Annotated in this window: 12 protein-coding genes; 7 read left to right on the top strand and 5 right to left on the bottom strand. The window is 63.6% G+C overall.

The window, feature by feature from the left end; genetic code table 11:
• Positions 1–66 precede the first annotated feature (66 nt).
• The 3 genes from ACWAT4_RS04225 to ACWAT4_RS04215 all read right to left on the bottom strand — a co-directional run bounded on the left by ACWAT4_RS04225 (position 67) and on the right by ACWAT4_RS04215 (position 4,733).
• A complete protein-coding gene (locus ACWAT4_RS04225; RefSeq protein WP_449729872.1) occupies positions 67–1,242 on the bottom strand; it encodes a PepSY-associated TM helix domain-containing protein in 1,176 nt (391 codons plus the stop codon).
• Positions 1,243–1,305: 63 nt separating this feature from the next.
• On the bottom strand, positions 1,306–3,639 hold the full coding sequence (locus ACWAT4_RS04220) for a TonB-dependent siderophore receptor (protein ID WP_449729871.1): 2,334 nt from the start codon (positions 3,637–3,639) through the stop codon (positions 1,306–1,308).
• A 209-nt stretch (positions 3,640–3,848) separates the two neighbouring features.
• A complete protein-coding gene (locus ACWAT4_RS04215) occupies positions 3,849–4,733 on the bottom strand; it encodes a dihydrodipicolinate synthase family protein (RefSeq protein WP_449729870.1) in 885 nt (294 codons plus the stop codon).
• Positions 4,734–4,910: 177 nt separating this feature from the next.
• On the opposite strand from ACWAT4_RS04215, the gene ACWAT4_RS04210 reads away from it, so the two are divergent.
• Both ACWAT4_RS04210 and ACWAT4_RS04205 read left to right on the top strand, forming a co-directional pair.
• Complete coding sequence (locus ACWAT4_RS04210; protein WP_212426463.1) at positions 4,911–6,323, top strand: FAD-binding oxidoreductase; 1,413 nt, start codon at positions 4,911–4,913, stop codon at positions 6,321–6,323.
• An 8-nt stretch (positions 6,324–6,331) separates the two neighbouring features.
• Positions 6,332–6,997, top strand: a complete 666-nt coding sequence (locus tag ACWAT4_RS04205) for a GntR family transcriptional regulator (protein WP_212298610.1) — start codon at positions 6,332–6,334, stop codon at positions 6,995–6,997.
• A 6-nt stretch (positions 6,998–7,003) separates the two neighbouring features.
• On the opposite strand, the gene ACWAT4_RS04200 is transcribed toward ACWAT4_RS04205, so the two are convergent.
• Both ACWAT4_RS04200 and ACWAT4_RS04195 read right to left on the bottom strand, forming a co-directional pair.
• A complete protein-coding gene (locus tag ACWAT4_RS04200) occupies positions 7,004–7,168 on the bottom strand; it encodes a hypothetical protein (protein WP_212298611.1) in 165 nt (54 codons plus the stop codon).
• Positions 7,169–7,344: 176 nt separating this feature from the next.
• Positions 7,345–7,611 carry a hypothetical protein gene (locus ACWAT4_RS04195; protein ID WP_212298612.1) on the bottom strand — a complete coding sequence of 89 codons (267 nt, stop codon included), beginning with the start codon at positions 7,609–7,611 and terminating at the stop codon, positions 7,345–7,347.
• Between the two features lie 183 nt (positions 7,612–7,794).
• Here ACWAT4_RS04195 and ACWAT4_RS04190 point away from each other — a divergent pair, with 183 nt between their 5' ends.
• The 5 genes from ACWAT4_RS04190 (at position 7,795) to ACWAT4_RS04170 (ending at position 13,361) form a co-directional block, all read left to right on the top strand.
• Positions 7,795–9,816 carry a YgiQ family radical SAM protein gene (locus ACWAT4_RS04190; protein ID WP_449729869.1) on the top strand — a complete coding sequence of 674 codons (2,022 nt, stop codon included), beginning with the start codon at positions 7,795–7,797 and terminating at the stop codon, positions 9,814–9,816.
• Between the two features lie 306 nt (positions 9,817–10,122).
• The gene (locus ACWAT4_RS04185; protein WP_449729868.1) at positions 10,123–11,145 is read left to right on the top strand and encodes an LLM class flavin-dependent oxidoreductase; all 1,023 of its coding nucleotides are present in this window, start codon (positions 10,123–10,125) and stop codon (positions 11,143–11,145) included.
• Between the two features lie 24 nt (positions 11,146–11,169).
• Entirely contained in the window at positions 11,170–11,616 is a 447-nt protein-coding gene (locus ACWAT4_RS04180; RefSeq protein WP_449729867.1) for a carboxymuconolactone decarboxylase family protein, read from the top strand.
• Positions 11,617–11,707: 91 nt separating this feature from the next.
• Entirely contained in the window at positions 11,708–12,505 is a 798-nt protein-coding gene (locus tag ACWAT4_RS04175; RefSeq protein ID WP_449729866.1) for a ricin-type beta-trefoil lectin domain protein, read from the top strand.
• Positions 12,506–13,136: 631 nt separating this feature from the next.
• Positions 13,137–13,361, top strand: a complete 225-nt coding sequence (locus ACWAT4_RS04170) for an RNA-binding protein (RefSeq protein WP_212298617.1) — start codon at positions 13,137–13,139, stop codon at positions 13,359–13,361.
• Position 13,362 lies beyond the last annotated feature (1 nt).

Here is a 13,362-nt window from a genome sequence, read left to right as displayed (position 1 = left end):
CCCGGGTAAGGACAGGCCGTGGGCTTTTGGACCATTGCGACGGCCTTGGCTAGCCTTCGCGTCCGATCACTCGCCCGGAACCAGCCGCCCGAGCGGCGGCTGCGCCGGACGCCGCAACTTGCGGCGCGACAGGTACAAGAGCACGCCGGTGATCGCAAACAGAGGCATCATCGCCGCAGCCACCATGAACGCAAGCTTGCCGGGCCAGCCCAGCACAGTGCCGCGGTGGATGTCGAGCACGCTCGTAATGGCCTTCTCGCCAAGTGTCTTGTCGGCATAGCGCTCCACGGAGATGACCTGGCCGGTGACCGCATCGATGCGGAACTCATCCCGCATGGATTCAAGCGTGGAGTCCTTCGGCCACGACCGGACCCGCATCACCGTGCCTGGGCCGGGCGGGAGCATCAGCTGAGCCTTGGCGAAACCACCGCTCTCCTCGCGCAGGAGGGTCGACCAAGTGCGATCGAACCCGACCGGCTGAGCCGGCTCAGCGCGACCGGAGGACTGCTTCGGCTGTACCTTCGCCGCTGCCACATGCGGTCGCGACAGCAGCCAGATCACGCCGTCCTTGTACCAGTCAAAGGAGTACCAGAGCCCGGTGAGCGTCATGACGAGATAGATCGGCAGAACCCAGGTGCCGATGACAGCGTGCAACGAACGATGCAGGCCGCGGCCGCTGAGCCCGAGATTCGGCTTCAGCCACATCTTCACGCTGCTCGCCCGGCGCGGCCAGCGCAGCACGAGACCCGAAATCAGCATCACGATCAGGCCCATCGCGGCAACGCCCGTAATCTGACGGCCCCAACCCTTGGCATCGCCGGGAATGAGCAGCCAGCGATGCAGTCTGCGTACCGTCGCGAAGAAGTCCTCACCGCGCGGGACACCCAGCACGCGGCCATCATAGGGATCGAGATAGAACGATGACGGCCGCGTGCCCTGCCCGTCACGCGCGAAGCGGATATAAGCGGCGGCTGACGGATCGCTCGACAGTGTGATGCCCGCGACCTTGCCGGCATTCGGCACAGCGTTCAGGCGCGTGACCAGTTCATCCGGCAGTAGCGCCGGCGTCGTCCGTGGCGCGACCTGCATGATGCCGGCATTCAGATGGTCAACGATCTCGTCCTCAAAGCTCATGATCACGCCGGTCAGCGCGATCAGAGAAAGCAGCAGCGCGAGCACCAGGCCCGCGATGGAATGGACCTGGAGCAGTACGGCTTTAATTATGGACCCGAACCTATGCATCGGCGCAGGCCCGCGTGATCGACAGGACAGAGCCATCACCGCCTTGGTGCCGCATTCCCGTTATCAAAACTTCACCGTTGCCGACAGTGAGATGCGTCGACCGTCACCCATTGCGACGTTCAAGGCGTTCCCGGTGGTGGAAGTGTAGTAGACCTTGTCGAAGAGGTTCTTGACGTTGAACTGATAGGTCACCGGAACCTTGTCGATCCTGGTGTCGTAGGTCGCGAAGATGTCAGCGACGGTGTAGGCCGGCAGGAAGAACGAGTTGAGGGAGTCGCCCGGCCGGTCGCCAACATAATGTGCGCCGCCGCCGAGCCGCAGACGTCCGGGCAGCCGATCGCCGAAATCATAGACGAGGTAGAGCGACGCCGTGTTCATCGCGGCGTTCAGCAATTTTGCATTGCCGACCTGGGGATCGTTGATCAGCCGGGCATCGGTATATCCATAGCTGCCGATCATGGCCCATTCATCGGTCAGCCTGCCGGTGACATCCAATTCGACACCGCGCGACCGGGCCGCACCAGAGGTGCGCGCCGCCGACTTGCCGCCACCGATGTCATCGATCACCAGCACGTTCTTCTTCTGGATGTCATAGACGGCCAGGGTGCCCGACAGACGCTTGCTGACGTCGAATTTCAGCCCGGTTTCCCACTGCGTTCCCTCTTCGGGCGCAAAGCTGGAGTCGACGACGAAGCCAGTAGGAGCACCGGAGAAAAGCGCGATGGTCGAGGTCGGCTTCAGCGACTGCGTATAGCTCACATAGTAGGAGAGCTCTTCGCTAAGCTTGACGATGACACCGCCGAGCGGCAGCACCTTGTCGCCCGCCAGATTTGTATTGGTGACGAACAGAGGCCGGCCCTTTCCGGCGAGCTGCTCGTATTGCATCCAGCGTACGCCGCCGACCACGGACAGCCAGTTGGTCAGATGGAACGTATCCTGGGCGAACAAACCGCGGGTGCCGAGCTTGTCGGTCTGCTCACTGTCCGTCGCCGAGACGGTCGTGCCCGGTGTGACCAGTCCATAGATCGGGTTGTAGAAATTGAAGCTCGGAGTCGCCTGGCGGATCAGGTCGCGGCGATCAATCGTCCGATACAGCGCCTCGCCGCCAAACAGGATCTCATTGCGGAAGCCGCCCGCCCAAACATCACCCTGCAGATAGGAGGTGCCATAGCTGGCGTTGCTCAGCGAGTTCTGGGTGCCGTCGTTGCTGCGCGTTTCCACGCCGGTCGCGGCGTTGACGCTGGTGATGCGAAGCTGGTTGGCGCTGTAGGTCTCGGTGTTGTAGCTGTAGGCCGCCGTAACCTTCCAATTGTCGTCGAGCTTCTGCTCGACTGAGCCCTGGACCAGGTCGGACGTGCCCCACATGTTGTTGAAGGGCTCGTCGAGCCGGCGCGTCGCCGGGATCGGCAGCGGGGCGCCGTTGACGAAGGCGGTGCCTCGGTCGAACGGAGTGATGAACTCGCGATGCTCGTAGGTGAGTTGGACCGTCGTGGTCTCACCGTACCAGGCGAGGGACGGGTTCACGAGCATTTCCCGATGGCGGCCGAAATTGCGCCAATAATCCTCGCTGACGCCGTAGCCGATGAAACGGTAGGCGAGACCGCCGTCGCCGATCGGTCCGGTGACGTCGAGGGTGCCGTCAGCGCCGTTACGGTGGTTGGCGTAGGTCGAGCCGAGCAGCGTGACCGAACCGTGCTGATAGAGCTCCGGGCGCTTGCTGATGGTGTTGACGACGCCGCCCGGATCCATGATGCCGTAGAGCAGCGACGCCGGCCCCTTCAGCACTTCGACGCTGTCGACGGCGGCGTTCAGGCTGCGGCCCTGCACCAGCGGCATACCGTTGCGCATGATCGAGCCGTCGCGATTGTCGCCAAAGCCGCGGCGGATGACCGCGTCCTGTGTACCGGCGAGCGTATTGGTCTGGGTGATTCCGCTGATGTTGACCAGTGCATCGTCGATATTGCGCGGGAGTTGATCCTTGAGCACTTGCGCGGGCACGACGTTGACGGATTGTGAGGTGTCGAGCGGCGATGCGCCCGAGCGCAGCGTGGATGCGTTCGGCATTGCGCGATAGCCGAGCTTTGCGGCTTGTTGTGCGACAGCCTCAGTCGCGGCACGTTCGGACGGCGTCGGCGCGGCCAGTGCAGCTGCAGTTTGGTTCCGGCGCGCAACCGCCTGTGTACGCCGTTGCGACTGCTCCGAAGCCCGCGCCGGCTTCGGCCGCTGCGCCGGCGCATCCACATTCACCGGCGGCAGCGCCGTTTGCGCCTGCGCGACGGTGGCGCTGGAGGGATATTCGGCGAGCAGCACAGCCGCTCCGATGAGAAGACCAGCGCGGCTCTTGCCGGCGCGATTTCGATGACCTCTGACGCGAGGACCATCCACCAAGGCACGCACTTTCGATTCACTTCCAAGTCACAGCATTGAAGCTGGCGCATCTACCAGCCGCTGCGAATGAAGAGAACCGTAAACGGGCTTGAATCTCTCTAGTATGGAATCGTTCTAGGCGCGAATGCGCCTGCAGCGGCAATCAGAGATGTCCTGTCTGATTGACCGCGACATGCAGAACGCGAAATCGCGGCAGCATGTCGCAGTGTCACGCGATCTCAGGCGATCGCAGGACTGGTCAGTTCGTCGAGCTTCGCCTTGAGCGCGGTCCCGTCCGACAGCGCGCGCAGCGGCGGTCGCACACGCAACCAGCCGGCGTCGCCGGTTTGCGCAGCCAGGATCGCTTTCAGCGTCGTGAGGAAGGATGGTGACTTCACCACGATATCGACCGCGGCCTGCATGCGCGCTTCGACGTCCTTGCCGTCAATCATCGCCTTGACCAGTTCCGGCGTAATGTTGGCCATGCCGCAGATGGTGCCGGCGCCGCCGCCGGCGATCGCACGCGCAATATCGGTTTCGTTGCCGACGGTGATGGCCAGTTCAGGAGCAGCAGCGCGGAACGCCTGGAACTGCTTGAAGTCGCCGCTGGAGTCTTTCAGTCCCGCAACCACCTTACCGTAGCGCTTGCGCAAGTTCGCGGCGACCGTCGTCGGGATCGCGACACCCGAGACCTGCGGGATATGATAGAGATAGGCGAGCAGACGATCGTCGGCGACACCGTCGAAGATCGCCGCGAATGCATCCTCGATGCCTTCAGGCGTGGCGCTGCGATCGAAGTAAGGCGGTAGATACAGCACGTGGCGCAGGCCTAGGCCGAGCACCGCGCGCGTCAACGCAATGCCGTCGCTGATGGCGGGAAAGCCGCCGCCGATGCCGATGCGCTCCGCCGGCACACCGGCCTTGAGCGCGGCTTCGGTGGTCGCGACGCGTTCGTTGACATTGAAGGATGTGCCCTCGCCGGTGGTGCCGAACAGTACGACGCCATCGACGCCTTTGCTAAAAAGGTGCTTGGCATGAGCGGCAAGCTTGGCGGGGTCCACATTGCCGTCCGCCGTCAGCGGCGTTGCCGACGCCACCCAGAACCCGCGAATTGCCTCCGTCATAGCACCACCCATTGTTGCGGCTCCAAATAAGCCCCTGATCTTCAATGATCTTTGGGGGTCTATCGAGCCTTGTTTTTGCTTTACTTTTTAGCTTGTACCTTACATACAAGATCCACGCAAACCCTTTCCGCCCTCACGGCGCGCATGAGGCGCAGCCAAATTGAGAGGAGGTCTCGCATGAACATGGTGACCCCCGTCGGTCAGCCCGAGCCATTGCTCGCTGCGTTGCGCGACAAGCTTGGCGCCGCAGCCGTTCTGACCGGCAGCGACGTGCCCGCGCGCAATTGCAACGACTGGAGCGCGAGCCTGCCGCAAACGCCGCTGGCGGTGATCCGCCCGCTCGATGCGCAGGGCGTTGCCGATGCGATCCTGACCTGCCGGCAGGCGCGCCTGCCATTCGTGCCGCAAGGCGGCCTGACTGGCCTCTGCCGCGGCGCCGCGCCTGAAGCGGGCTGGGTTGCGATCTCGCTGGAGCGCATGGCCGGCATCGAGGAGATCGACCGCGCTTCGATGACGATGACGGTGAAATCAGGCACGCCGCTGGAGACGATCCAGAAGGCCGCGGACGAAGCCGGCTTCTTCTTTCCGCTCGATCTCGGCTCGCGTGGCTCCTGCGCGATCGGCGGCAATCTCTCCACCAACGCCGGCGGCAACCGCGTGATCCGCTACGGCATGACGCGCGAGCTGGTGCTCGGTCTCGAGGTGGTGCTGCCCGACGGCACCGTCATCACCAGCCTCAACAAGCTGATGAAGAACAACGCCGGCTATGACCTGAAGCATCTCTTCATCGGCTCGGAAGGCACGCTCGGCATCATCACCCGCGTGGTGCTTCGGCTATTTCCAAAGCCGCGCTCGACCATGGCCGCGCTCTGTGCGCTGAAGGACTATGCCGCCGTGATTGCGCTGCTCGATGCCGCACGCAGCGGGCTCGGCCCGCTGCTGTCGGCGTTCGAGGTGATGTGGCCCGATTATTGGGACGTGATCACGACCCGCGCCGGCGTCAAGCCGCCAGTCGCCGCCGGCCTCGGCCTTTACGTGCTGGTCGAGGCGCAAGGCACCGACGAGAGCGTCGATGCGCCGCGCTTCCAGGCCTGGCTCGAAGAGTTGATGGAGCGCGGGCTGCTCACTGATGCCGCCGTGGCGCAATCGCTGGCGCAGACGCAGGCGTTCTGGCGCGTGCGCGACATCTGCGCCGAGTTCGGCCAGGTGCTGGGCCCGCACATCTCCTATGACATCGGCCTTGCGGTGGCGCGGATGGACGAGTTCGCCGCGCGCTGCAAGGCGGCGCTGGCTTCCGGCATCAAGGGCTGCGAGAGCGTCTATTACGGCCATATCGGCGACGGCAATCTGCACCTCGTCTCCTGGGTCACGGGCCTTCCCGTCGAGCAGCAGCCAAAGGAAGCGATGGACACGATCATCTACGGCCTCGTCCGCGACATGGGCGGCAGTGTCTCCGCCGAGCACGGCATCGGCACGCTGAAGAAGAAGTGGCTGGGCCACGCCCGCAGCGAGCCCGAGATCGCCTTGATGCGGACGCTGAAGGCCGCACTCGATCCCGATCATCTGCTCAACCCCGGCAAGGTGATCTGAGAGCGCCGATGCGATCGCTCAAGCTCGATGCGCCGAAATCGCTGTCGCAACGGGTGATGCTGCGATTGCGGCAGGCGATCATCGACGGCGAGTTTGCGCTCGGCGCTGCCATCTCCGAGGAGATGGTGGCCAATTCTTTCGGCGTCAGCCGCACGCCGGTGCGCGAGGCGATGGGCCAGTTGCAGGCGCAGGGGCTCGTGGTGATCAGGCCGCAGGTCGGCAGCTTTGTGTTCACGCCGAGCGCCGAGGACATTGCCGCGCTCTGCACCTTCCGCATCGCGCTCGAACCGAAGGCCGCGGAGCTTGCCTTTCGCCACGACCGCTATGGCGCGATCGCGACCATGAGCGATGCGATCGCGGCGATGGAGCCGGCGGTCGAGGCCAGGGACAACGTTGCCTATGGACGTGCCGACGCCGCCTTTCACGAGGGCTTGTTCGCACATTGCGGCAACCGCTATCTCGCCGAATCCTACCAACTCGTCTCGGGCCGGGTCGCCGCGCTCCGCACCAATCTGACCTCGCCGATCGACGTGCGCACCCGCTCGTCATTCGACGAGCACCGCAAGCTGCTCGATCTGTTCGCACGTGGCGAGTTTTCGGCGTTCGAAGCGGCAATGACGACGCATATCACCAATTCGGGTCTGGTCTACGCCAAAGCCCTGAAAGTGGATTGAGCGGTTCTATCGCGCGCCTGCCGATCCCGGTCTGTCCAAGAAATCCAGCGCGGTGTTGATCTGTTCGAGCTGATGCTCGATCTTGTCGCGATCCTCGACCGATTCCGCCTTCTCGAGCTGTTCCACGAGCTTCTGCTTCCGTGACAGCAAATTCTCTATGACTGTACTCACAGCTCCCCCATCGCCCGAGGCGAATATCGAAGCAGTCCGGATCCCGGACACGGGCGCACGCGAGCACGGCTCGCGCCGATCCCTTAAGCCAGAATGTTCGCGATGGTGGATGGTTCCTATGGATGAACCGCGGCGCACGAGGATGGAACTGTTTGGGCAGGCCGTCGCCGGCTCGATCAGTGTCCCCAAAATGCCGGCCGCGGTGAGGAGCCGGAAGACGGATCGCTGACATGCATCTGCGGCAAGCGCACTGCTCCGGGAGGCGAGGCGAGGCTCGCGAGCAGCACCGGCGCGACCGGGGTGCGCGCAACCGAGACCGAGAACACCGCCAGCAGCGCGCAGACCATGCAGAGCCGCATCTGCACCGTCCTGCGATCGCAGATCGGCAGAAACAGGAAAAACAACATCGCCAGGATCAGCAGCGCGTCGATCAGAAATAACATGGATACCTCCCTTGAAACGGGTGAGAGGGTGCCGAAGTGCGGCCGGCCGGTATGTGGACGGCATCACACAGCTCCGGGCGCTGGCGAACGGTCAACGCACCCGCCCCGCAACCTCACGGAACCGCGATCTTTCACGCCCCCGTCGGTTGTATTCGCGGGCCCGGAGTCCTATGCCTGTGCGCCATGGACACCCAGATCATCGCCGCCCCACAGCCCCTGATGGCCCAGGCGCGCCCGCGCAAGCCGGCGCCGTTCCTCCCCATGAGCCGCGCCGAGATGGACGCGCTCGGCTGGGATGCCTGCGACATCGTGCTGGTGACTGGGGACGCCTATGTCGACCATCCGAGCTTTGGCATGGCCATCATCGGCCGGCTGCTCGAGGCGCAAGGTTTCCGGGTCGGCATCATCGCGCAGCCGGACTGGCAGTCGGCCGAGCCGTTCAAGGCGTTAGGCAAGCCAAAAGTGTTCTTCGGCGTCACCGGCGGCAACATGGACTCCATGGTGAACCGCTACACCGCGGATCGCCGCCTGCGCAGCGACGACGCCTACACGGCCGGCGGCGAAGGCGGCAAGCGGCCCGACCGCTGCACCATCGTCTATGCCCAGCGCTGCCGCGAGGCTTTCAAGGACACCCCGATCGTACTCGGCGGCATCGAGGCCTCGCTGCGCCGGATCGCGCATTACGATTACTGGTCGGACAAGGTGCGCCGCTCGGTGCTGGCTGACGCCAAGGCCGACCTCCTGCTTTACGGCAATGCCGAGCGCGCCGTCGTCGAAGTCGCGCAGCGGCTCGCCGCCGGTGAAGCGCCGCGCGCGCTCGACGACATCCGCGGCGTCGCGCTGTTCCGCCGCGTGCCCGAAGACTATAGCGAGCTGCACGCCGACGATCTCGATTCCGCCGACGAGGGCGCGACGCGCCAGAAAGGCGCGACCGTGATCCGGCTGCCGGCGCTGGAGCAGGTCGAGCAGGACAAGGATGCCTATGCCCGCGCCTCACGCGTGCTGCACCGTGAGAGCAATCCCGGCAATGCGCGGCCGCTGGTGCAGCGTCACGGCGATCGCGATCTCTGGCTCAACCCGCCGCCGATCCCGCTCACCAGCGAAGAGATGGACGCGGTCTACGACCTTCCCTACGCCCGCGCGCCGCATCCGTCCTATGGCGAGGCGAAGATTCCGGCGTGGGACATGATCAAGTTCTCGGTGACGATCATGCGCGGCTGCTTTGGCGGCTGCACCTTCTGCTCGATCACCGAGCACGAGGGCCGCATCATCCAGAACCGGTCGGAAGGCTCGATCCTGCGCGAGATCGAGAAGATCCGCGACAAGACGCCGGGCTTCACCGGCGTGATCTCCGACATCGGCGGCCCCACCGCCAACATGTACCGGATGGCGTGCAAGGACCCGAAGGTCGAGGCCGCGTGCCGGCGGCCGTCCTGCGTCTTCCCCGAGATCTGCCCGAACCTCAACACCTCGCATGACGATCTCATCCGGCTCTATCGCAAGGTGCGCGAGACCAAGGGCATCAAGAAGGTGATGGTCGCCTCGGGCGTGCGCTACGACCTCGCGGTCGAGAGCCCCGAATACATCAAGGAGCTCGTCACCCATCACGTCGGCGGTTACCTGAAGATCGCACCCGAGCACACCGAGCGCGGTCCGCTCGACAAGATGATGAAGCCGGGCATCGGCGCCTACAACAAGTTCAAGCGGATGTTCGACGAAGCCGCCGAGCGGGCCGGCAAGAAATATTACCTGATCCCTTATTTCATCGCGGCGCATCCGGGCACGACCGACGAGGACATGATGAACCTCGCGCTCTGGCTCAAGAAGAACCGCTATCGCGCGGACCAGGTGCAGACCTTCCTGCCCTCACCGATGGCGACGGCAACCGCGATGTACCACACCGGCGTCAATCCGCTGCGCGGCGTGCGCCACGGCGGCAGCGACAAGGTCGAGGCGATCAAGGGCCTGCGCCAGCGCCGCCTGCACAAGGCATTCCTGCGCTATCACGACCCCGACAATTGGCCGGTGCTGCGCGAGGCCTTGATCGAGATGGGCCGCCGCGACCTGATCGGATCGCAGCCGCATCAGTTGGTCCCAGCGCACCAGCCGCCCGGCACCGGCAAGGCCGCCGGCACCAAGCGTCCCGTTCGTCCCGGCGGCAAGACGCAGAAGTTCACGACCAAGGGCGTGCGGTTGATGAAGTAGCGGGCGAGAGCGATCAGGCTCGGCTTGACGCCCCATCCCCGGCAAAATCTCGAAAACAACCCCATGCACAGTAACCGGGATTAGCGAAATCGAAGGCTTGAAGCGCAATGAGATCGGGATGAATCGCCGTCGCGCCCGAGCTTGCTGCTCGATCATAATTTTTCCGAAAATCCGTAAATCACTTGACCCGTCGGGCAAAACAGGCGCATGATGACATCATCGGGGCTCGCGCGCTTTCCCGTCCGCATCGTCCGTCTCACCTGAATGTCAGCAGACGAACCGCTCCACAGCATCCATAGATAACCCATGAAGAAAATCGGATTCCTGTCCTTCGGACACTGGACACCCTCGCCGCAATCGCAGACGCGTTCGGCCGGGGACACGCTGCTGCAATCGATCGAGCTGGCGATCGCGGCCGAGCAGCTCGGCGCGGATGGCGCCTATTTCCGTGTGCACCATTTCGCGCGGCAGCTGGCCTCGCCCTTCCCGTTGCTTGCCGCCGTCGGCGCGAGGACCAGCACGATCGAGATCGGCACGGCCGTGATCGACATGCGCTACGAGAACCCGCTCTACATGGTGGAGGACGCGGGAAGCGCCGACCTCATCGCCCGCGGACGGCTCCAGCTCGGCATCAGCCGCGGCTCGCCCGAGCAGGTGATCGATGGCTGGCGCTATTTTGGCTACCGGCCGGCCGAGGGCCAGAGCGATGCCGACATGGGCCGGCGCCATGCCGAGGTGTTTCTCGACCTGCTGCGCGGCGAAGGCTTTGCCGAGCCCAATCCGCAGCCGATGTTTCCGAATCCGCCGGGCATGTTGCGGCTCGAACCCCATTCGGCGGGCTTGCGCGAACGGATCTGGTGGGGCGCCGGTTCGAACGCCACCGCGGTGTGGGCGGCAAAGCTCGGCATGAATTTGCAGAGTTCGACGCTGAAGAACGACGAGACCGGCGAGGCCTTTCACGTGCAACAGGCCGCGCAGATCCGCGCCTATCGTGCCGCTTGGAAGGAGGCCGGCCATAGCCGCGAACCCCGCGTCTCCGTCAGCCGCAGCATCTTTGCCCTGATGAACGATCGCGACCGCGCCTATTTCGGCGGCGAGCGGGGCGGCGAGGACCAGATCGGCTTCATCGATCCGCGCACCCGCGCGATCTTCGGCCGCTCCTATGCTGCCGAGCCGGATGTGCTGATCGAGCAGCTCAGGCAGGACGAGGCGATCGCCGAGGCCGATACGCTGCTGCTGACCATCCCGAACCAGCTCGGCGTGGACTATTGCGCGCATGCGATCGAAGCGATCCTGAAGAACGTCGCGCCGGCGCTGGGATGGCGCTAAGCCGGCGTTCAAGAGGACAGAGATATGCATGCCGACCGACTGTTACCCGCGCAGATCGCCCCCGAGGGCTACGCAGCGCTGCGCGCGGTAGAGGCCTACATCCACAAATGCGGGCTGCCGAGAGGCTTGATCGAGCTCGTGAAGATGCGCGCCTCTCAGATCAACGGCTGTGCTTATTGCCTTGACGTCCACAGCAAGGATGCGCGCAAGCATGGCGAAAGCGAGCAGCGGCTCTACCTTCTCGATGCCTGGCGTGAATCGCCGCTCTATTCGCTGGCCGAACGCGCCGCACTGGCCTGGACCGAGGCGCTCACCAACGTCGCAGACACGCGCGCCCCGGACGCAAACTACGACGAACTGAAAAAGCAGTTCTCCGACAAGGAGATCGCCGATCTCACTATCCTCATCGGCATGATCAATGTCTGGAATCGGCTCGCGATCGGCATGCGCTACGTTCACGATGCAAACTGACGCGCCTCTCGTCTCGGGACGCCGACGGCACGAGTGACCCTTGCCATCCGGAGCGGATGCGGGAGTCAACATCGGACAGGATGGGCGGCAAATGTTCGTCAGATTCGCAATTGGTGTCGTCGCGTTCATCCTGTTGACGTCGATGCCCGGATTCGCGGCAACGATACCCGTCGACTGCAAGCTGATCGTGGACGGCAAGACCTACATCGATGGCGTTTGCGAATTTGCACGTACCGACGCGGATGGCTCGTTTTCAATCTATGGCGACAAATATTGGGCTTCGATCGGAAATATTGAGAACGACAAGGGACTCGCCTACTGGAACGAGTCACCTGGCGCAACCCACGCCCAATCCCGGCTGGGTGACGTCAATCGTAGTGGCGGATGTTGGGAAAATCGAAGGGTTCGTATCTGCGCACTTGCCATCGAGCCGGTGAGACGGGACAAGCTCCTGGCGCAGCGCCCGAAGGGGTTACGAATTACCCCTTCTTATGCCGATTATCTCTGCCTTTCCGCGCCCAATTATCAATTCGTGGCAGGAGCGCCCCTGTCGATCGATCGGTGCGACGCCTTTTGGGGCGTACGCCAGCGCGTGTTCCGCCTTTCCGGAGACAAGATTTCGCTGGAAGGCAAGCCGGAGCTTTGCATCGATGCAAGAGTACCGACCGGGACAGAGGATGCGGCACTTGTCCTCGCTGATTGTGCGCACGTTGCAATCCGGTGGGCTTATGACGCGACCACGAACCTGATCCGCTCCGATAACAATCTGTGTTGGAGCATTCGCTTCTCCGGCGATCGGAAGATTGACAATTGGTCGCCGCCGATCGGTGCGCGCCCCTGTGACGTTGCTCCTGCGGAGACAAGCCAGTTTGCGATTGGCGGCGATTGACGACGACGAATTTGCAGCGACGCCAGTCCCGCGACCGTGGGCCGATGTCGTGCTATCCTCGTTGTCCTGACGGCGAACTTGCCGCCATTCGCCGGGTTGCGCGATGAATCAGCATCTGTCCCTCGTCAATCTCGTGGTCGCGGATTATGACGAAGCGATCGCCTGCTAGTGTCTCAGTTTGAATTTTGCTGCATTTGAACGAGCGGGAAACAGTTCATTGCCCCGCAATACCAGCCATTTCCGGTGAACCGATTTACAACAATCGCGCCGCCCGTCCCCTGTCCCGTCGCGGTGTAGAGGTCGCCACTCAGGAATCCTGCAAGCACAAGCGCCCCAGCGAGTATTACAAGCCTATCCATGCCCCCTCCCTTGCGAAGCTTACCGCTAAGCATTAGCATGGGCGGCTATGACCTTCTATGTTTTCTACGGGAAACCTAGACGAAGAGCCCGCGTTCATGACGCGGACTGCAAGCACTGTCGCCGTGGTCAGGGACAGGAAAATCAAGACAAGAATGGCTCTGGGGCGACTGGGTGGAAGGGGCCATTCCCAACAATCAAGCAGGCCGAGAAGGTGATGGACGCGTTCGGTTATGCCGACAGCGGTCTTTGCCAGACCTGTTTAGGAGGCTGAATGCCAAGAGGCCCTAAGGGCGAGAAGCGCCCCATCGGCGCCGCCGTCGTGGTCAGCAAGATCGCTACTGGCGAGATCGACGACTTGACCACGGAGGACGGCAAGAATGCCGCCGCTGTGGCGCTGGGGCGCATGGGTGGCAAGGCGCGGGCTGAGGGAATGTCGGCTAGGCGCCGGAAGGAAATAGCCAGAAAGGCTGCAAAAACCCGCTGGGAGCAGAAATAGA

The organism is Bradyrhizobium sp. T-1, from assembly GCF_053592855.1.
The sequence above is the reverse complement of the archived record's forward strand: the minus strand, read 5'-3'. Positions and strand labels throughout refer to the sequence as shown.